The 19,367-nt window shown below is 71.2% G+C and carries 17 protein-coding genes and 1 pseudogene; 17 read left to right on the top strand and 1 reads right to left on the bottom strand.

The features are described from left to right. Nucleotides 1-296: 296 nt before the first annotated feature. From fmt to FNV62_RS12380, 12 genes and pseudogenes are all read left to right on the top strand, one after another. Nucleotides 297-1,229 carry a methionyl-tRNA formyltransferase gene (gene fmt, locus FNV62_RS12435; protein WP_054236824.1) on the top strand — a complete coding sequence of 311 codons (933 nt, stop codon included), beginning with the start codon at nt 297-299 and terminating at the stop codon, nt 1,227-1,229. A gap of 389 nt (nt 1,230-1,618) precedes the next feature. After that, nucleotides 1,619-1,919: pseudogene (locus FNV62_RS12430) on the top strand (LuxR C-terminal-related transcriptional regulator); the annotation flags it as partial. A 107-nt stretch (nt 1,920-2,026) separates the two neighbouring features. Further along, the gene (locus tag FNV62_RS12425) at nt 2,027-3,469 is read left to right on the top strand and encodes an RsmB/NOP family class I SAM-dependent RNA methyltransferase (RefSeq protein WP_143612864.1); all 1,443 of its coding nucleotides are present in this window, start codon (nt 2,027-2,029) and stop codon (nt 3,467-3,469) included. Nucleotides 3,470-3,630: 161 nt separating this feature from the next. Next, the gene (locus FNV62_RS12420) at nt 3,631-5,136 is read left to right on the top strand and encodes a dihydrolipoyl dehydrogenase family protein (protein WP_413083837.1); all 1,506 of its coding nucleotides are present in this window, start codon (nt 3,631-3,633) and stop codon (nt 5,134-5,136) included. A gap of 70 nt (nt 5,137-5,206) precedes the next feature. Then, nucleotides 5,207-6,034, top strand: coding sequence for an alpha/beta fold hydrolase (locus FNV62_RS12415; RefSeq protein WP_097283892.1), 828 nt, complete (start codon nt 5,207-5,209; stop codon nt 6,032-6,034). Nucleotides 6,035-6,246: 212 nt separating this feature from the next. After that, a complete protein-coding gene (gene rpe, locus FNV62_RS12410; protein ID WP_054236821.1) occupies nt 6,247-6,933 on the top strand; it encodes a ribulose-phosphate 3-epimerase in 687 nt (228 codons plus the stop codon). Nucleotides 6,934-7,011: 78 nt separating this feature from the next. Continuing rightward, nucleotides 7,012-8,055 carry a sugar-binding transcriptional regulator gene (locus FNV62_RS12405; protein WP_054236820.1) on the top strand — a complete coding sequence of 348 codons (1,044 nt, stop codon included), beginning with the start codon at nt 7,012-7,014 and terminating at the stop codon, nt 8,053-8,055. A gap of 68 nt (nt 8,056-8,123) precedes the next feature. After that, nucleotides 8,124-8,555, top strand: a complete 432-nt coding sequence (locus FNV62_RS12400; protein WP_143657017.1) for a ribonuclease domain-containing protein — start codon at nt 8,124-8,126, stop codon at nt 8,553-8,555. After that, the gene (locus FNV62_RS12395) at nt 8,552-8,938 is read left to right on the top strand and encodes a barstar family protein (RefSeq protein WP_060900093.1); all 387 of its coding nucleotides are present in this window, start codon (nt 8,552-8,554) and stop codon (nt 8,936-8,938) included. Before FNV62_RS12400 ends, FNV62_RS12395 begins: the two co-directional genes overlap by 4 nt. Before the next feature lie 107 nt (nt 8,939-9,045). Then, on the top strand, nt 9,046-10,488 hold the full coding sequence (locus FNV62_RS12390) for a GuaB1 family IMP dehydrogenase-related protein (protein WP_054236833.1): 1,443 nt from the start codon (nt 9,046-9,048) through the stop codon (nt 10,486-10,488). A gap of 306 nt (nt 10,489-10,794) precedes the next feature. Beyond that, on the top strand, nt 10,795-12,261 hold the full coding sequence (locus FNV62_RS12385) for an amino acid permease (RefSeq protein ID WP_054236818.1): 1,467 nt from the start codon (nt 10,795-10,797) through the stop codon (nt 12,259-12,261). A gap of 10 nt (nt 12,262-12,271) precedes the next feature. After that, the gene (locus FNV62_RS12380) at nt 12,272-12,724 is read left to right on the top strand and encodes an Lrp/AsnC family transcriptional regulator (RefSeq protein WP_015661832.1); all 453 of its coding nucleotides are present in this window, start codon (nt 12,272-12,274) and stop codon (nt 12,722-12,724) included. Between the two features lie 106 nt (nt 12,725-12,830). Here the strand turns inward: FNV62_RS12380 and FNV62_RS12375 are convergent, their stop codons facing one another. After that, on the bottom strand, nt 12,831-13,571 hold the full coding sequence (locus tag FNV62_RS12375; RefSeq protein ID WP_054236817.1) for a GntR family transcriptional regulator: 741 nt from the start codon (nt 13,569-13,571) through the stop codon (nt 12,831-12,833). A gap of 211 nt (nt 13,572-13,782) precedes the next feature. Here FNV62_RS12375 and FNV62_RS12370 point away from each other — a divergent pair, with 211 nt between their 5' ends. Genes FNV62_RS12370 through FNV62_RS12350 form a run of 5 tightly spaced genes read left to right on the top strand, consistent with a single transcriptional unit; the run spans nt 13,783 to nt 19,311 of the window. Continuing rightward, entirely contained in the window at nt 13,783-14,940 is a 1,158-nt protein-coding gene (locus tag FNV62_RS12370; protein WP_097283890.1) for an ABC transporter substrate-binding protein, read from the top strand. Beyond that, a complete protein-coding gene (locus FNV62_RS12365) occupies nt 14,937-15,848 on the top strand; it encodes an ABC transporter permease (protein ID WP_097283889.1) in 912 nt (303 codons plus the stop codon). Before FNV62_RS12370 ends, FNV62_RS12365 begins: the two co-directional genes overlap by 4 nt. Next, the gene (locus FNV62_RS12360; RefSeq protein WP_143654700.1) at nt 15,833-16,711 is read left to right on the top strand and encodes an ABC transporter permease; all 879 of its coding nucleotides are present in this window, start codon (nt 15,833-15,835) and stop codon (nt 16,709-16,711) included. Before FNV62_RS12365 ends, FNV62_RS12360 begins: the two co-directional genes overlap by 16 nt. Nucleotides 16,712-16,714: 3 nt before the next feature. Further along, complete coding sequence (locus FNV62_RS12355; protein ID WP_097283887.1) at nt 16,715-17,791, top strand: ABC transporter ATP-binding protein; 1,077 nt, start codon at nt 16,715-16,717, stop codon at nt 17,789-17,791. Nucleotides 17,792-17,835: 44 nt separating this feature from the next. Continuing rightward, nucleotides 17,836-19,311 carry an HAD-IA family hydrolase gene (locus FNV62_RS12350; RefSeq protein WP_225900248.1) on the top strand — a complete coding sequence of 492 codons (1,476 nt, stop codon included), beginning with the start codon at nt 17,836-17,838 and terminating at the stop codon, nt 19,309-19,311. Nucleotides 19,312-19,367: the final 56 nt, after the last annotated feature.

Genomic DNA, 19,367 nt, shown 5'->3' with positions numbered 1-19,367 from the left:
GATCGCGGCCCGATGTGGTCAACTCTCACTTGACCAACGCGTTTGCGGGTGAGTGGTCACGCTGTGGGGGCGCAAGGGCATATGCACAGGGCGCGTCCCGGGGCGTACGCCCCCGGTACGCCGTTGTCTCGCCTCGGTCTTCGGTACCTGTTCGTGTGTTCGGCGTGCCGCCCGTCGAACCCCCGAGCCGCCGAGCCCTCGCGCCGCATAGACTGGTGCGCTGCCCCGTACCCCGTCCGGACCGGCGGATGTGCAGGGCCCTGAAGCGTTCCCGCCCGAGAGGCCAGCCGCCACCCATGAAGCTCGTCTTCGCAGGTACCCCCGAGGTCGCCGTTCCCGCACTGGACGCCTTGATCGCCTCCGGGCGGCACGAGGTGGCCGCCGTGGTCACGCGGCCCGACGCGCCCGCCGGCCGGGGACGCCGGCTTGTCGCGAGTCCGGTCGCCGAGCGGGCGGAGGAGGCCGGCATCGAGGTGCTGAAGCCGGTCAAGCCGCGGGACGAGGACTTTCTGGCCCGGCTGAGGGAGATCGGGCCCGACGCCTGCCCCGTGGTGGCGTACGGGGCGCTGCTGCCCCGGGTCGCCCTCGACGTGCCCGCCCACGGATGGGTCAATCTGCACTTCTCCCTGCTGCCCGCCTGGCGTGGCGCCGCCCCCGTGCAGCACGCGATCATGGCGGGGGACGAGATCACGGGTGCCTCCACCTTCCTCATCGAGGAGGGGCTCGACTCGGGGCCGGTGTACGGGACCGTCACCGAGGAGATCCGGCGCACCGACACCAGCGGGGACCTGCTCACCCGGCTCGCCTTCGCCGGTTCCGGCCTGCTCGTCGCGACCATGGACGGCATCGAGGACGGCACCCTGAAGGCCGTACCGCAGCCTGCCGACGGCGTCACCCTGGCGCCGAAGATCACCGTCGAGAACGCCCACGTCGACTGGTCCGCACCGGCGCTGCGCGTCGACCGGATGGTGCGCGGGTGCACGCCCGCGCCCGGCGCCTGGACCGTCTTCCGCGGCGAGCGGCTCAAGCTCATCCACGCCACGCCCGTGCCCGAGCGCACCGACCTCGCCCCGGGCGAACTGTCCGTCGGCAAGAACAACGTGTACGTCGGGACCGGCTCGTACGCCGTGGAACTGCTCTGGGTCCAGGCCCAGGGCAAGAAGCCGATGCGCGCGGCCGACTGGGCCCGCGGGGTGCGCATCGCCTCCGGCGAGCGGCTCGGGGCCTGACACGCGGTCGTAAGGCGATGGCCCGCACCTCCCCCGGGGGGTGCGGGCCATCGGGCTCCCGGCCGGCCGGGAGGGATCACAAGGCGTGGGCGCGCAGCACCGGCCAGGTCTTCGGGCTGACCCTGGCGTCCACCGTGAGGGTGACCCCGTAGTACTTGGTGGCGGGCCGCTGGAAGTCCGCGGCCGCCGCCTGGGATTTGGTGCGCAGCCGGGCGCGGTAGCCGTGAGGTTGTACAACTCCATTGGTAACACAAGAAGTTGACGCACCGTCCGGGCTCTGGGACTGGTCTGCGGCGATGCGCCGGCACGCGCGCGTGACACTCGGTCATGGGCAGCGCGGGTTGACGGTCTCCGTCATGGACGACGGAGAGGGGTGATTCCGGACCCGCCTCGACGAGTACGTGTACGGAGCCCTGCGGGCCGGGGGCTGCGGGTTCCGCTGAAGGACTCCGGGCCCGAGCGGCTGCTCGCCGCGGTGGCCGCGGTCGACGGCGGCGACGCGCTCTTCGCGCCCAGCGTCACCCGCCGCCTGATCGAGGCCTTCGCACGGAGATCGCCCACCGCCTCGTCACCAGCGCGGCCACCGTCATGACCCACCTCAACCGCACCATGACCAAGCTCGGCCCGGACAGCCGGGCCCAGGCGGTCGTGATCGCGTACGGGACGGGACTGGTGATCCCGGGCGGCTGAGCGGCGGGCGGCCGGCCGACCAGGACACCTGGGCCGTCCGGCCGACGACGTCCGTCCGGAAGTAGGCTGGAGGGGTCGAACCATCCAGGATCCGGAGCACCTTTTTCGTGACTGAGCAGTCCCGCGGGCCGCGTAAGCCCGGCAAGCCCTACCGCCGCCCCCAGAAGGACCCGGTCCGCATGCTCGCCTTCGAGGCGCTGCGGGCCGTGGACGAGCGCGACGCGTACGCCAACCTCGTGCTGCCGCCGCTGCTGCGGAAGGCGCGCGAGAAGGAGGGACCGGAAAAGTTCGACGCGCGGGACGCGGCGCTGGCCACCGAGCTGGTGTACGGGACGCTGCGCCGGCAGGGGACGTACGACGCCGTCATCGCGGCCTGTGTGGACCGGCCGCTGCGAGAAGTCGACCCGCCCGTGCTCGATGTGCTCAGCCTCGGCGTACACCAGCTGCTCGGGACGCGCATCCCGACGCACGCCGCCGTGTCCGCCTCCGTCGAACTCGCCCGCGTCGTACTCGGCGACGGGCGCGCCAAGTTCGTCAACGCCGTGCTGCGCAAGGTCGCCCGGCAGGATCTCGACGCCTGGCTCGAGCAGGTCGCGCCGCCCTACGACGAGGACCCCGAGGACCACCTCGCCGTCGTGCACTCGCACCCGCGCTGGGTCGTCTCGGCGCTGTGGGACGCGCTGGGCGGCGGCCGTGCCGGGATCGAGGACCTGCTGGAGGCCGACAACGAGCGGCCCGAGGTGACGCTCGTGGCGCGGCCCGGGCGTTCCACCGCCGACGAACTCCTCGGCGTTCTTGGGGAGGAGTCCGTGCTGCCGGGACGCTGGTCGCCGTACGCCGTGCGGCTCAGCGAGGGCGGCGAGCCCGGTGCCATCGACGCCGTACGGGAGGGGCGGGCGGGCGTCCAGGACGAGGGCAGCCAGCTGGTGGCGCTCGCTCTCGCGAACGCGCCGCTCGACGGCCCCGACAAGGCGTGGCTGGACGGCTGCGCGGGCCCCGGCGGCAAGGCCGCCATGCTCGCCGGACTGGCCGCCGAGCGCGGCGCCGCGCTGCTCGCCGCGGAGAAGCAGCCGCACCGGGCGGGCCTGGTGGCCAAGGCGCTCGCGGGCAATCCCGGCCCCTACCAGGTCATCGCCGCCGACGGCACCCGTCCGCCGTGGCTGCCCGGCACCTTCGACCGGGTGCTCATGGACGTGCCCTGCACGGGTCTTGGCGCCCTGCGCCGCCGTCCCGAGGCCCGCTGGCGGCGCCGTCCCGAGGACCTGGAAGGCTTCGCGCCCCTCCAGCGCGGGCTGTTGCGCACGGCGCTGGACTCCGTACGGGTCGGCGGCGTCGTCGGGTACGCGACCTGCTCGCCGCACCTCGCCGAGACCCGCGCGGTCGTGGACGACGTCCTCAAGCACTACGACACGGGCTCCGCCGAACTCCTCGACGCCCGCCCGCTCCTGCCCGGCGTACCGGCGCTGGGCGACGGCCCCGACGTACAGCTGTGGCCGCATCTGCACGGTACGGACGCCATGTATCTGGCGCTGATCCGCCGGACGGCGTGACCTCTCCCAGCGCCGAGAACAGCCCGAAGGCGTACCCTTTCTCGTATTCGGAGAAAAGGCCGGAGCGGAGTAGGACGAGGCGTGGTAACCCCCGTCCGAGCGCAATATGAGAGTCATCGCCTGATCCTCCGAGTTCACCATTCTCGTATTTGAGGGCGTGAATGATGGCAGCGCGTGTGGATCCCGATCGTTCCGAGTGGGACGTCATCGTCCTGGGCGGCGCCGCGGCCGGGGAGAACGCGGCTCAGTACGCCACGCAGTTCTCCGGTCTGGAGGCGGTGCTGGTCGAGGCGGAGTTGCTGGGCGGCGAGTGCTCGTACTGGGCCTGCATGCCCAGCAAGGCCCTGTTGCGCCCGGCCGAGGTGCTGGACGGCGGACGGCATGTGCCGGGTGTGTCCTCGCTGTTGACCGGGCGCGAGCTGGACGTGCGCGCGGTACTGGCCCGCCGGGACACCGTCGTGAACGGCCTCGACGACTCCTCGCAGATCAACTGGGCGCTCGGCGTCGGCATCGATGTCGTACGCGGGTACGGGCGGCTCGCCGGGGAGCGCGCGGTGGCGGTGGAGACGGCGGCCGGCGGCACCCGTGTGCTGACCGCACGGCACGCGGTGGTGATCGACACGGGCTCCTGCACCACCGTGCCGACGATCCCCGGCATGAGCGAGGCACGCCCGTGGACGTCCCGAGACGTCACCAATCTGCGCGAGGTGCCACGCCGGGTCGTGGTGCTGGGCGGTGGGGTGGTCGCGTGCGAGGCGGCCACCTGGCTGAAGCCGCTGGGCGTCGAGGAGTTGAGCGTCGTGTACCGGCGCACCGGCCTGCTGGCCCGGGCGGAACCCTTCGCCGGGCGCATGGTGGCCGACCGGTTGACGGACGCGGGGGTGCGGCTGCTTCCCGGCAGATCGGTCACCGAGGTGCGGCGCGACGATCCCCGTGACACGGGAGTCGGGCTGGCGCACGGCGGCGAGGTCACCGTCCGGCTGGACGACGGGAGCACGCTCGTCGCCGACGAACTGGTGCTCGCCACCGGACGTACGCCGAACACCCAGGACATCGGCCTGTCGTCGGTGGGATGCCCCGACGGCGGCTTTCTGGAGGTCGACGACGAGCAGGCCGTACGGGCGGTGGACGGGCACTGGCTGTACGCGGTCGGTGAGGTCTGCGGACGCGCGCTGCTGACCCACATGGGCAAGTACCAGGCGCGGATCGCCGGTGAGGTGATCGCCGCCCGCGCCAAGGACGGGCGGGTGGACGGAGCGGGGAGCGGTGTGCCGGGCTCCGCCGACGGACATCGGGGCAACCCGCAGGTGACGTTCACCGACCCGGAGGTCGGATCGGCCGGCATGACCGAGCGGGCGGCGCGCGCGGCGGGACTCGACGTGGCGACGGTCGAGTACGACATGGCCGCGCTGGCCGGCACGTATGTGCAGCGCGAGGACTACTTCGGGCGCGCCAAACTGGTCGTCGACCGGGATACCGACACGGTGGTGGGCGCGACGTTCGTCGGTTCGGGCGTCGCGGAACTCGTCCACTCCGCCACGACGGCCATCGTCGCGAGAGTGCCGCTTCCCGTGCTGTGGCATGTCGTGCCCAGCTACCCCACCGCGAGCGAGGTGTGGCTCCGCCTGCTGGAGGCGTACCGCGCGGAAAAGCGGCGTGTCGGGTAGCGTGAATTTCCCGTCATGCATTTCAGCCGATCAGGGATCCCGCACGTAACTCGATCGAAAGAAATATGCCATGCCTTTCATTTCCACGAAGGATGACACGGAAATCTATTACAAGGACTGGGGTACGGGGCAACCGGTCGTGTTCAGCCATGGCTGGCCGCTGAACGCCGACGCCTGGGACCCCCAGGTCCGCATGATGGCCGAAAATGGCTTCCGTGCGATCGCGCACGACCGCCGCGGCCACGGACGCTCAGGCCAACCGTGGGACGGAAACGACCTGGACACGTACGCGGACGACCTGGCGCAGTTGATCGAGACACTCGATCTGCGCGACGTGATCCTGGTCGGCCACTCCACCGGTGGCGGCGAGGTGACGCGCTACATCGGCCGCCACGGCACGGGACGGGTCGCCAAGGCCGTCCTCCTCAGCGCGATCCCCCCGCTGATGCTCAAGACGGAAGCGAACCCCGAGGGGCTGCCGTTGGAGGTCTTCGACGAGATCCGCAAGGGCGTCGCGACCGACCGCTCGCAGTTCTACGAGGACCTCAGCGTGCCCTTCTACGGCGCCAACCGGCCCGGGTCCCAGGTGTCCCAGGGCACGCGGGACGCGTTCTGGCTGTGGTGCCTGCAGGTGGGTATCAAGGGCTCGTACGACTGCGTCAAGGCGTTCTCCGAGACCGACCTCACCGAGGACCTGAAGCGGTTCGACATCCCCACCCTGATCGCACACGGCGACGACGACCAGATCGTGCCCATCGTCGCGGCCGCGGAGAAGTCCTCGAAAATCGTCAAGGACGCCACGCTGAAGGTGTACCCGGGTGCCCCGCACGGTCTGTCGATGGTGGCCCCGTTCAAGGACGTCTTCGACGCCGACCTGCTGGCCTTCGCCCGCGGCTGAAGAACCGGCGGCACCCGGACCGTGCGGGGCGCGACACCCGCGCAACGGTCCCGGTGCCGCTTTGGTGCCGTTTTGGTGTCGCCCCGGTGAGGCTCGGGCACGGCGCAGGTATGGCGCATGTATGGCGCAGGTATGCCGCCGGTATGTCTCAGGTACGGTCCAGGAGCCGGACCGAGGAGAGCAACCGGCCCGGGGCATGGCAGGCTTGGGGCATGGCCGTGCAGATCAACCCCAGCATTCTGTCCGCGGACTTCGCCCGTCTTGCCGAAGAGGCACAGGCGGTGGAGGGCGCGGACTGGCTCCATGTCGACGTCATGGACAACCATTTCGTCCCGAACCTCACGCTCGGTGTGCCGGTGGTGGAGTCCCTGGCCCGTGCGACGGACACGCCGCTGGACTGCCATCTGATGATCGCGGACCCCGATCGGTGGGCACCCCAGTACGTGGAAGCGGGTGCCGGCTCCGTCACCTTCCACGTCGAGGCGGCCGCCGCGCCGGTTCGGCTCGCCCGCGAGATCCGGGCCAAGGGCGCCCGCGCCTCCATGGCGCTCAAGCCCGCGACCCCCATCGAGCCGTACGAGGACCTGCTCCCCGAGCTCGACATGCTGCTGATCATGACGGTCGAGCCCGGTTTCGGTGGCCAGGCGTTCCTGGACATCATGCTGCCGAAGATCCGCCGCACCCGTGAGTTGATCAGCAAGCACGGCCTCGAGCTCTGGCTTCAGGTCGACGGCGGTGTGTCGGCGTCCACCATCGAGCGGTGCGCGGAGGCGGGCGCGGACGTCTTCGTCGCAGGCTCGGCCGTGTACGGGGCCGCTGATCCGGCCCACGCGGTACGTGCATTGCGCACCCAGGCTCAGGGCGCGACGGCCCATGCGGCGTGGGCGTGCGACCACTGACCAAAGGGAACGTGAACGCCGCCCAGCAGGGCTGATCAAGTACGCCGGATCTGCAAGGATGAACGGCGAATCCAGAGTGTGAACAGCAGTGAGGAGATCGCCGTGTCGGGTATGTCGGCGGGCCGGTCAGCCATGCGGATGGGACCCGCTGAGCTGGTGCAGGCGGCGGCCATGGCCCGCCGCTTCTACCTCGAGGGGAAATCCAAGATCCAGATCGCCGAGGAGTTCGGCGTCAGCCGCTTCAAGGTGGCCCGGGTCCTGGAGACCGCCCTCGAACGGGATCTCGTGCGGATCGAGATCCGGGTGCCCGCCGAGCTGGACGCGGAGCGCTCCGACGCGCTGCGCGCCCGCTACGGCCTGCGGCACGCCGTCGTGGTCGAGTCCCCGGCGGACGCCGAGGAGTCGCCCGACCCCGAGAACCTCGGTGAAGTCGCCGCCGACCTGCTCGGTGAGCTGGTCAACGAGGGCGATGTGCTGGGCCTGGCCTGGGGCCGCTCCACCATCCACATGGCGGCGGCGCTCGACCGGCTCCCGCCGTGCACGGTGGTGCAGCTGACGGGCGTGTACGACGCCGGGACCGCGGAGCGCGGGTCGGTGGAGGCGGTACGCCGCGCCGCGCAGGTGTCGGGCGGCGACGCCCACCCCATCTACGCGCCGATGCTGCTGCCCGACGCGGCCACCGCGGCCGCGCTGCGCAGCCAGACCGGGATCGCCCGTGCCTTCGAGTACTTCGACAAGGTCACGGTCGCCTGCGTGTCGATCGGCTCCTGGGAGCCCGGCATCTCGACGGTGCACGACATGCTCACCGAGGAGGAGCGCGCCCACTACGCCACCCTCGGTGTCGCCGCCGAGATGTCCGCGCACCTCTTCGACGCCGAGGGGCGGCGGGTCGGCCGTGACCTGGGCGAGCGGTGCATCACCGTCGAGGCCGACCGGCTGCGGCGCATCCCCGAGGTCGTGGCGATCGCGGGCGGACAGCGCAAGGCCGCCGCCATCGACGCGGTGCTGCGGTCCGGGCTCGTCACCAGCCTGGTGACGGACACGTCCGCCGCGGACTACCTGATGACAGCGGGCACGACTCCCCGCCCCGCCCTGAACCGGGCGGACCCGGACGGTCCGTGACCCGTCAGGAGGCGCTTCGGGGTATTGGCGCGCCGCGCGGAGGGGGGCGTGGCAGCATCGGCGGCATGGTGGTGGTGCGGTGGGTGCCCCGGGCGCTCGTGGGGCTGTTTCTGTGTCTCGGCGTGCTCCTGACGGGCTGCTCGTCGACGGAGTCGGCCGGTACGGGTGCGGTGACGGGCGCCCCGTCGGCGGCCCGTTCAGCGGTTCCCACCTGGGCCCACGGGATGGGGACGGTCGACGCGACCCGGCTTCCCGCCGAGGCCCGCACGACGCTCGCCCTCATCGACCAGGGCGGCCCCTTCCCGTACGCCAGGGACGGCGTCGTCTTCGGGAACTTCGAGGGCATGCTGCCCAAGCACCAGCGCGGCTATTACCACGAGTACACGGTCAAAACCCCCGGCGCACACGATCGGGGAGCCCGTCGCATTGTCACCGGGCAGGGCGGTGAGATCTACTACAGCGGTGATCACTACAAGTCGTTCAGGGCGGTGCTGAGATGACGGACGGCCCGTTGGCGGAGGTGTTCCGGGCGGCGCGCGCGGTCGGATGGCAGGTCAGCGTCCTCGACCTCACCGGAGTCTCGGACAAGGCGGCCTTCATGGAACGCTGCGTCCGCGCCCTCGACCTGCCCGAATGGTTCGGCCGGAACTGGGACGCGCTCGCGGACTGCCTGGGCGACCCCGACTGGGGGCCCGCCAGCCCGGGCCGCGTCATCCTGGTGAGCGGCTGGCGGCGCTACGCCAAGGCCCGCCCCGACGAGTGGGAGATCGCCCAGGAGGTGCTGGAATCGGCCACCGGGCACTACGAGGAGCACGACGCCACGCTGTCGGTGGTCCTCTCGCTTGGAGGATCCGACCAACTGCCCCCTGACCAGCCTGGATGATCTGTCCGGGCATCACATACAGGTCGCCATGGGACAATGAAGTACGTGCTCTTCCCCCTGGCTGACCTGTCCGGGGGCCACCTCTGATCGACTGGGATGTGCAGCACGTGCGTTTCCTCAACGACATCCAGCCTCCGTACGACCTGACGTACGACGACGTCTTCATGGTGCCCAGCCGCTCCGCGGTCGGCTCCCGGCAGGGCGTGGACCTCAGTGCCCCGGACGGCACCGGCACCACGATCCCCCTGGTCGTCGCCAACATGACCGCGATCGCGGGCCGCCGCATGGCCGAGACCGTCGCCCGCCGGGGCGGTCTCGTGGTCATCCCGCAGGACATTCCGATCGAGGTCGTCACCGAGGTCGTCTCCTGGGTCAAGGGACGCCACCTGGTGCTCGACACCCCCATCGTCCTGGCCCCCCACCAGACCGTCGCCGACGCGCTGGCGCTGCTGCCCAAGCGCGCCCACAACGCGGGCGTCGTGGTCGACGAGGACGGCCGTCCGATCGGCGTGGTCACCGACGCCGACCTCACCGGCGTGGACCGGTTCACGCAGCTGGCCGAGGTCATGTCCCGGGACCTGCTGCTCCTGGACGCCGACATCGAGCCGCGCGAGGCGTTCAACAAGCTGGACGGCGCCAACCGCCGCTACGCCCCGGCCGTGGACGCCGAGGGCAAGCTCGCCGGCATCCTCACCCGCAAGGGCGCCCTGCGCGCCACGCTCTACACCCCGGCCACCGACGCCGCCGGCAAGCTGCGCATCGCCGCCGCCGTGGGCATCAACGGCGATGTCGCGGGCAAGGCCAAGCAGCTCCTCGACGCGGGCGTCGACACGCTCGTCATCGACACCGCGCACGGCCACCAGGAGTCGATGATCAGCGCGATCAGGACCGTGCGCGCGCTCGACCCGCAGGTCCCGATCGTCGCGGGCAACATCGTCGCCGCCGAGGGCGTCAAGGACCTCATCGACGCGGGCGCGGACATCATCAAGGTCGGCGTCGGCCCCGGCGCCATGTGCACCACCCGCATGATGACCGGCGTCGGCCGGCCGCAGTTCTCGGCCGTCCTCGAGTGCGCCGCAGAGGCGAAGAAGTACGGCAAGCACGTGTGGGCCGACGGCGGCGTCCGTCACCCGCGCGACGTGGCCATGGCGCTGGCCGCGGGCGCGTCCAACGTGATGGTCGGTTCCTGGTTCGCGGGAACGTACGAGTCCCCGGGCGACCTCCAGCAGGACGCCGACGGGCGCCTGTACAAGGAGTCGTTCGGCATGGCGTCCGCGCGCGCGGTCCGCAACCGCACGAGCGAGGAGTCGGCGTACGACCGCGCCCGCAAGGCACTCTTCGAGGAGGGCATCTCCACCTCGCGGATGTTCCTCGACCCGGGCCGCCCGGGCGTCGAGGACCTGATCGACTCGATCATCGCGGGCGTCCGCTCCTCCTGCACCTACGCGGGCGCCAACTCCCTGGAGGAGTTCGCCGAGAACGCGATCGTCGGCATCCAGAGCGCGGCCGGCTACGCGGAGGGCAAGCCCCTGCACGCCAGCTGGAGCTGACCCCTTCCACCGTCGTACGGCCCCCGTGGTGCGCCCGCGGGGGCCGTCGGCGTACCTGCCGCGGACTGCCGTGCGGGGGCGTGCGCAACCATCGAAAGGCCCCGCGCAACGAACACGCGCCGAGGTGCGATGAACGCAACGATCTTGCGGAGACGCGCAAGGTTGCTGCATTACGCCCGTGAAGCCCGGACTCATAGGGTCAAGCGCTGTACATGGCGTGGCGGGGACCCCGCTCGGTGGGTCCCTGCTGCCAGGGGTGCCGCCGGTCCCCGCCGTATCGACCGGCAGCGATGAAGGAGCCACCGCGTGCTCGATCAAGGCGCACCCCCGCAGTCCCGCACAGAGTCCGCCGCACCGTCCCCGGGTGTCGGCGCGCGTCTCATGCGCCGCAAGCCCGTGGAACGCCTGGTCGCCGAGGGCGGTCAGGGCGAGGGAGGCTCGCTCAGGCGCTCCCTCGGGCTGTGGCAGCTCACCATGATCAGCATCGGCGCCACCCTGGGCACCGGCATCTTCGTGGTCCTCGGCGAGGCCGTCCCCAAGGCCGGACCCGCGGTCACCCTCTCCTTCGTGATCGCCGGCCTCACGGCGCTGTTCTCGGCCCTGTCGTACGCCGAGCTGGCCGGCACGATCCCGGTCGCCGGCTCCTCGTACTCGTACGCGTACGCAACGATGGGTGAGCTGATCGCCTGGATCTGCGGCTGGTGTCTGGTCCTGGAGTACGGCGTGTCGGTGGCCGCCGTCGCGGTCGGCTGGGGCGAGTACCTCAACGAACTGCTCGCCGGCACGATCGGCGTCACCATCCCGAACGCGCTCTCCGCACCTCCCGGCGACGGCGGCATCTTCAACCTGCCGGCCCTGATTGTCGTCCTGCTCGCCATGGCCTTCCTGCTCGGCGGCGCCAAGGAGTCCGCACGCGCCAACACGATCATGGTGGCCGTGAAGATCGTCGCGCTGCTGCTGTTCTGCGCGATCGGCATCCAGGGCTTCAAGTCCGGCAACTACGAGCACTTCATGCCGCTCGGCATGGCGGGCGTCAGCGCCGCCGGTGCCACGCTGTTCTTCTCGTACATCGGCTTCGACGCCGCCTCCACCGCGGGTGAGGAGGCCAAGGACCCGCAGCGCGACCTGCCGCGCGCGATCATGCTCTCGCTGGTCATCGTGACGGCCCTGTACGTCGTCGTCGCGGCCGTCGCCGTCGGCGCCAAGCCCTGGCGGAAGTTCAACGACTCGGAGGCCGCGCTCGCCGAGATCATGAAGAACGTCACCGGGCAGACCTTCTGGGGCACGCTGCTCGCCGCCGGTGCCGTCATCGCCATCGCCAGCGTCGTCCTGACCGTCCTCTACGGCCAGACCCGCATCCTCTTCGCCATGTCCCGCGACGGGCTCGTGCCCAAGGTGTTCTCGCGCGTGCACCCGAAGACCGGCGCGCCCCGCGCCAACACCGTGATCGTCTCGCTGTTCTGCGGTGTCCTCGCCGCCGCGATCCCGCTCGGCCAGCTCGCCGACGCCACCAGCATCGGCACCCTCTTCGCCTTCGCGCTGGTCAATGTGGCCGTCGTGGTGCTGCGTCGGACGCGCCCGGAGATGCGGCGCACCTTCCGGGTGCCGTTGTCGCCGGTGCTGCCCGCGATCGGCTTCGCCCTGTGCGTGTGGATGATGGGCAGCCTTTCGGCCGTCACCTGGGTGGTCTTCGGAGTCTGGATGGCCGCCGGGCTCGTGTTCTACTTCAGTTACGGCTACCGCCGCTCCCGTCTCGCGCCATCAGAAAAGTGAAACACCCGCAGTGCTGAACGATCTCGACGAACGCATCGTGCACGCCCTCGCCGAGGACGCCCGCCGCTCCTACGCCGACATCGGCCAACTGGTCGGCCTGTCCGCGCCCGCCGTGAAGCGTCGGGTGGACCGGCTGCGGGCCACGGGTGCCATCACCGGGTTCACCGTGCGGGTGGATCCGGCGGCGCTGGGGTGGGAGACGGAGGGGTTCGTCGAGATCTACTGCCGCCGGAACACCTCGCCGGAGACCATTCAGCGGGGGCTGGAGCGCTATCAGGAAGTGGTGGCCGCGTCCACCGTCACCGGTGAGGCGGATGCGGTGGTGCAGGTGTTCGCTTCTGACATGCGGCATTTCGAGCGGGTGTTGGAACGGATCGCCGGGGAGCCGTTCGTGGAGCGTACGAAGTCGGTGCTGGTGTTGTCTCCGTTGCTGCGGCGGTTTTCGTCAGGGTCGCCCACGTAAGGGGTCGTTGGGGGCTGAGTGGCGGCTGCGGGTTCGTCGTGGCTGGTCGCGCAGTTCCCCGCGCCCCTGACGGGGCGTTGCACCCTGCGCCCTCTGACAAGAACCCTTACTCCGCTGTCTTCCTCGCCAGCGCGTTGTTGCCGATGGAGTTGTGGACGCTGAAGCTCACCGCGTCCGAGCGGTAGCGGTCGTCGGACCATTCCACCGGGCGGCCTTCGCGGGTGGTGGTGACGCGGCGGACCCTCAGGAGGGGACTGGTGCGGCGGACGCCGAGGAGGTCCGCGTCCTGGGCGCCCGCCGCCACCGCGTCGATGACGTGCTCCCCGTAGGCGAAGACCAGACCGGTGTCCTCGTAGAGCCGCTGGGTGACCGAGGGGCAGTCGGGCTCGATGGCCTCGACGGCGGGGGAGATCCAGTCCGCGTACACGGTCCGCTCCAGGAGGACCGGCTCGCCGTCCAGACCGCGGACCCGCAGGACGTGCAACACCGGTGTCCCCTCGGGGAGTTGGAGGCGCCCGGCGTCCTCCGTGGTCGCCGGGCGGTGCTCCTGCTCGACGACGTGTCCCGTCGCCTCCCGGCCCATCGCGCGCGCCCACTGGGCGAAGCTGCGCAGTTCGGCGAAGCTCTGGCTGCGGCGGCTGGCGAGGACCACCCGGCGGGCGCCCTGGCGGGAGCCGATGAGGCCCTCGGCGGTCAGGGCCGCGACGGCCTGGCGGACCGTGCCGCGGGCCACGCCGTACTGGGCCGCGAGGTCCGTCTCCGCGGGCAGCAGACTGCCCACCGTGTACTCCTCGCGGTCGATGGCGCGCCGCAGCTCGTCGGCGATCTCCTCGTGTCGCGCCGGCATGCTTCCCCTCTGATTCGACTGCTGTGCACAGCGTGACCAGCCTAATCGAGATCCGAACGTGATCGGCGCGGGCCGGGATTGTGCAGGGAATCAAGGGTCACGGTTTCGCCAAAGTTTACGAACAGGACACCCACGCCGGGCCTACTGGGGCCAACTTGTTCAGACAAGTTCTCCGCACTACCCGAACCTCGTGCGTACTCCTGGAGAGACCGTGACCGTGTTCCTGCCGAGGACCGCCGTCCTCACCGGCGGCCTCGCCGTCGCCGCCGCCCTCGCCCTCAGCGCCTGTGGCGCGGCCCCCGACGACAAGTCGACCACCGCCGACGGCAAGAGCGCGGCCACCGCGACCTCCGCCGCTGACTTCGGCGGCCTCGACGCCCTGGTCAAGGCCGCCAAGAAGGAGGGCACGCTGCACGCGATCGCGCTGCCCCGTGACTGGGCCAACTACGGCGCCCTGATCGACGGCTTCAAGAAGAAGTACGGCATCAAGATCGAGGTGGAGAACCCGGACGGCTCCAGCCAGGACGAGATCAACGCCGTGACGTCGAGGAAGGGGCAGGACCGCGCCCCGGACGTCCTCGACCTGGGCAGCTCGTTCGCGCTCAGCGCCGCCCAGCAGGGGCTGCTCGCGCCGTACAAGGTGACCGCCTTCGCCGACATCCCCGAGGGACAGAAGGACGCGCAGGGCCGCTGGTTCAACGACTACGGCGGCTACATCTCCATCGGCTGCGACGCCAAGAAGGTCAAGGAGTGCCCGAAGACCTTCAAGGACCTGCTCAAGCCGGAGTACAAGGGCCAGGTCGCCCTCAACGGCAACCCCACCAAGTCCGGTTCGGCCTTCGGTGGTGTCTACGCGGCCTCGCTGGCCAACGGCGGTTCGTTCGACGACATCCAGCCCGGCCTGGACTTCTTCGCCAAGCTGAAGAAGAACGGCAACTACACGCCCGTCGAGTCGACCCCGGCCACCGTCGAGAAGGGCGAGACCCCGATCAGCATCGACTGGGACTACCTGAACGCCGGTTACGCCGACGAGTTCAAGTCCAAGGGCGTCGACTGGACGGTCACGGTCCCCTCGGACGGCAAGTTCTCCCAGTACTACTCCCAGGCCATCAACAAGGACGCCCCGCACCCGGCGGCCGCCCGCCTGTGGCAGGAGTACCTCTACAGCGCCGAGGGCCAGAACCTCTGGCTCAAGGGCTACGCCCGCCCGGCCCTGATGACCGCCATGCAGACGGCCGGCACCCTCGACAAGACCGCCGCCGCCAAGCTCCCCGCGGTCTCCGGCACGCCGAGCTTCCCGACCGAGGCCCAGCAGGCCAAGGCCAAGACGGTCCTCGCGCAGGGCTGGGGCAAGGCCGTCTCCGGATGACCACCGTCCTCACCGAGGCCGAGGCCGACGTGACGCCCGCCGCCGCCGCTTCCCAGCGGCGGCGGCGCCGCGCCCCCGGCTGGCTCGCCGTGCTCCCGCTGCTGGTCTTCGTCGCGATCGCCTTCGGCATCCCCGCCCTGGCCATGCTGAACGGCGCCTTCACCGTCAAGAACCAGACGACCGGCGCCACCTCGTACACCACGGCCAACCTGACCGACTCGCTCCAGGGCGCCTACCTCACCGCCCTGATCGGCAGCGTCAAGCTGTCCGCGGTCTCCGCGGGCATCGCGACCGTCCTCGGACTGCCGCTCGCCCAGGCCGTGGTGACCTCCCGCTTCCGCGCCCTGCGCGAGGCGGTCCTCACCGCCTCCGGCGTCCTCGCCAACTTCGGCGGTGTGCCGCTGGCCTTCGCGTTCGTCGCCACCCTCGGCAACGCGGGTGTCCTGACCGAACACCTGGGCCTGAAGGACAAGGGCTGGAACCTCTACAGCTTCTGGGGCCTGGTCATCGTCTACCTGTACTTCCTGATCCCGCTGATGGTCCTCACCATCACGCCCGCCTTGGACGGTCTGCGCTCCCAGTGGCGCGAGGCCGCACAGAACAACGGCGCCACCGGAATCCAGTACTGGCGGCACATCGCCCTCCCCGTCCTCACGCCCTCCCTGCTCGGCGGCCTCGTGCTGCTCTTCGGCAGCGCCTTCGCCGCGTACGCCACCGCGGCGGCCATGGTGGGCAGTGCGGTCCCGCTGGTCACCCTGCAGATCGCCGACGCCATCTCCGGCAACGTCCTGGTCGGCCAGGAGAACGTGGCGCTCGCCCTCAGCCTCGACATGGTCCTCATCGCGGGCCTGGTCATGGCCGTGTACCTGCCCCTGCAACGACGGAGCGCGCGATGGCTGGAAGCCTGAACAATCCCGCTCGGGTCCTGAAGCCCGCCCGCGGGGTGAACAAGTCCGTACGCGTGCGTCCCTGGCGCGGGGTCGTCCTCGTCTGCGCCGGGCTCTACTTCCTGGTCCCGCTCGCCGCGTCCGTGATCTTCACGGTCGACGTGCCGAACCAGGGGATCACCTTCGACGCGTACCGCCAGATCGTCTCCGCCGACGGCTTCGGCTCCAGCCTGCTGCTCTCGCTGGAACTGGCCGCCGCCACCATCGCCGTGGTCCTGCTGCTGATGGTGCCCGCGATGGTCGCGCTGCGGCTCGGTGCCCCGAAGCTGCGGCCCGTGGTGGAGGTGATCTGCTCGCTGCCACTGGTCGTCCCGCCGATCGCCTTCGTCGCCGGGATCGCCACGGTCCTCAAGTGGGGACCCGAACACCTCTCCCGCACCCCGCTCTTCGAGACGTTCGTGGCACTCCAGAACCCCGACTTCCCCGCAGTGCTCGTCCTCGCGTACGTCGTGATGGCACTGCCGTTCGTGTACCGGGCCCTGGACGCCGGGCTGCGCGCCGTCGACGTACGCACCCTCGTCGAGGCCGCGCGCAGTTGCGGGGCGAACTGGCCGCAGGCGCTGGTACGGGTCGTGCTGCCCAATCTACGCGGAGCGCTGCTCAACGCCTCCTTCCTCACGCTGGCCCTGGTGCTCGGCGAGTTCACCGTCGCCCAGCTGCTCGGCTTCCAGCCCTTCGCCGTGTGGATCTACAGCGTCGGCGGCTCGCAGGCCCAGCTCTCCGTCGCCGTCTCCGTGCTCAGCCTGCTCGTCACCTGGGCCCTGCTCCTCTCGCTCGCCGGGCTCGGCGGGCGCTCCCGTTCCGCTTCCGCATCCCGGGGATGAACCATGACCGTCACCACGCTTGAGAAGGCCGCCGACGCCAAGGCCGCCACCGTTGAATTCCGGGGCCTGCGGCGGGAGTTCGGCCCGACCGTCGCTCTCGACGGCCTCGACCTGACCGTCCGGCCCGGCGAACTCCTCGCCCTGCTCGGCCCCTCCGGCTGCGGCAAGACCACCGCGCTGCGCATGCTCGCCGGGTTCGAACACCCCGACTCCGGCGAGGTGCTGGTCGACGGCGAGGACGTCACCCGGGTCCCGGCCCACCGCCGCGACGCGGGGATGGTCTTCCAGTCCTACAGCCTCTTCCCGCACCTCAGCGCCCTCGACAACGTGGCCTTCGGGCTGCGGATGCGCAAGGTGCGAACCGCCGAACGGCGTGCCCGCGCGGCCGAGTTGCTCGACCTCGTGGGACTCGCCGACAAGGGCGAGCGGTTCCCGCACCAGCTCTCCGGCGGCCAGCAGCAGCGCATCGCGCTGGCCCGCGCGCTCGCCCTGCGTCCGCGCGTGCTGCTGCTCGACGAGCCCCTCTCCGCCCTGGACGCCAAGGTGCGGCTCACCCTGCGCGAGGAGATCCGCCGGCTTCAGCAGGAACTCGGCATCACCACGCTGTTCGTGACGCACGATCAGGAAGAGGCGCTGTCCATGGCGGACCGCGTCGCCGTGATGCGGGCCGGGCGGCTCGAACAGTGCGCCGCGCCCGCCGAGCTGTACGGGCGGCCCGCGACCGCCTTCGTCGCCGAGTTCGTCGGCACGATGAGCCGGATTCCGGGGCGGCTGGACTCCGGCGTGGCCGAGGTGCTCGGACAGCGGCTGCCGGTCGACGGGGACGCGCCCGCCGCGACCGAGATCGACGTGCTCGTACGGCCCGAGGCGGTGCGGGTACGGGCCGACGAGGCCGGGACCGCACGCGTCGTCGCCACCGCCTTCCTCGGCGCCGCCACCCGTGTCACCGTCCGGCTCCCGGACGCCACCGAGGTCAAGGCCGACCTGCCCACCCATGAGGCCGTCGGGCTCGGCTCGGGCGCCGCCGTGACCGTGAGCCTGCCGGAGCGGCCGGTACTGGTCGCCGAGCGCACGCAGTGACCGACGCATCCCCCACTGAGTTACGCCGAGTGAAAGAGAGCACCGTGACCCTCCGCACCACCTCCCCCCACCTCCCCCTCCAGGCCGTCCTGTTCGACATGGACGGCACGCTCGTGGACACCGAGCGGCTGTGGTGGGAGGCGGTGGAGCAGGTGGCCGACGGGCTCGGACGCCGGCTGGCCGGGGCCGACCAGCCGGAGGTGCTCGGCCGGCCCGTCGAGTACACCGCCGCCTGGCTGGGCGGGATCACGGGCGCCGATACGGAGGATATCGCCGCCGAACTGCACCGGGAGTTCGCGCACCGGGTCCGTACCGGCATCGTGCCCCGCCCGGGTGCGCTGCGGCTCCTCGGCGAACTGGTCCGCGAGGGTGTCCCCACCGCCCTCGTGACCGCGTCGCCGCGCGCCGTCGCCGACACCGTCCTCGCGGCGCTCGGCGCCGAACACTTCGCGGTCTCCGTCACGGCCGACGACACCGAGCGCACCAAGCCCGCCCCCGACCCCTACCTCGCCGCCTGCCGCGCCCTCGGCGTCGATCCCGCCGCGTGTGTGGCCGTGGAGGACACCGAGACGGGTGTGGCGTCCGCCGAGGCCGCGGGGTGCGCCGTGCTCGCCGTGCCCTCGCTCGCGCCGATCGACTCCGTACCCGGACGCACCGTCCTGACCAGCCTGGAGGAGGTGACCCCGGCCCGGCTGCGCGCCATGGTCGCGCCGCGCGAGCTGCGGGTGATGAGCTGGAACCTCTGGTACGGCGGGACGAAGGTCGACGACCACCGCGAGAAGCAGCTCAAGGTCATCGCCGAGACGGGCGCGGACGTGGTCGGCCTCCAGGAGACGTACGGCACCTCGGCACAGGAACTCGCCGAGGCCCTCGGCTGGCACCACCACCGGGCCGGCGAGAACCTCGGTGTCATCAGCCGCTACCCGATCACCGCCCGCCACGGCGACCCGGACGTCGGCTTCTACGGCGGCACCGGAGTGCGCGTCCGGCTGGACGGCGGCCAGGAGGTGGACGTCTGGAGCGCCCACCTCGACTACACGCCGTACGGCCCCTACGAGGCCCGCTTCGACGGGCTCCCGGCGGCCGAGCTGATCGCCCACGAGGGTGTCCGACTGGAGCAGATGCGGGAGATCCTGCGACGGATCGCCGAGTCCGCCACGGAGGCGGTCCCCGTGGTCCTGGTCGGTGACTTCAACGCGCCCTCGCACCTGGACTGGCCGGACGTCGCGTGGCCCGTGACCAGGGCCGCCGAGGAGGCGGGCCTGCGCGACTCCTACCGTGAGGCCCACCCCGACCCCGTGCGGGAGCCCGGACACACCTGGTCGCCGGTCCACGTGGAGCACGAGGACGGCAGCGGGCGGCCCGAGCCGCAGGACCGGATCGACTTCGTGCTGCACCGGGGGCTGACGGTGCTCGACTCCCGGGCGCTCGTCACCGGCACCCCGCGCCCCTGGCCCGAGGTCGCCGGCAACGACTGGCCCTCGGACCACGCCGCGGTCGTCACCACCTTCGCCGTCTGAACCGAGCGGCGGTCCAGGAAACCATTGCGGTGCGGGCGCGCCATCACGTAGGTTGA

The organism is Streptomyces sp. RLB3-17 (assembly GCF_007113425.2).
GTDB lineage: Bacteria > Actinomycetota > Actinomycetes > Streptomycetales > Streptomycetaceae > Streptomyces > Streptomyces mirabilis_D.
Note: the sequence above shows the minus strand (reverse complement) of the source record. Positions and strands in the feature narration are given on the sequence as shown.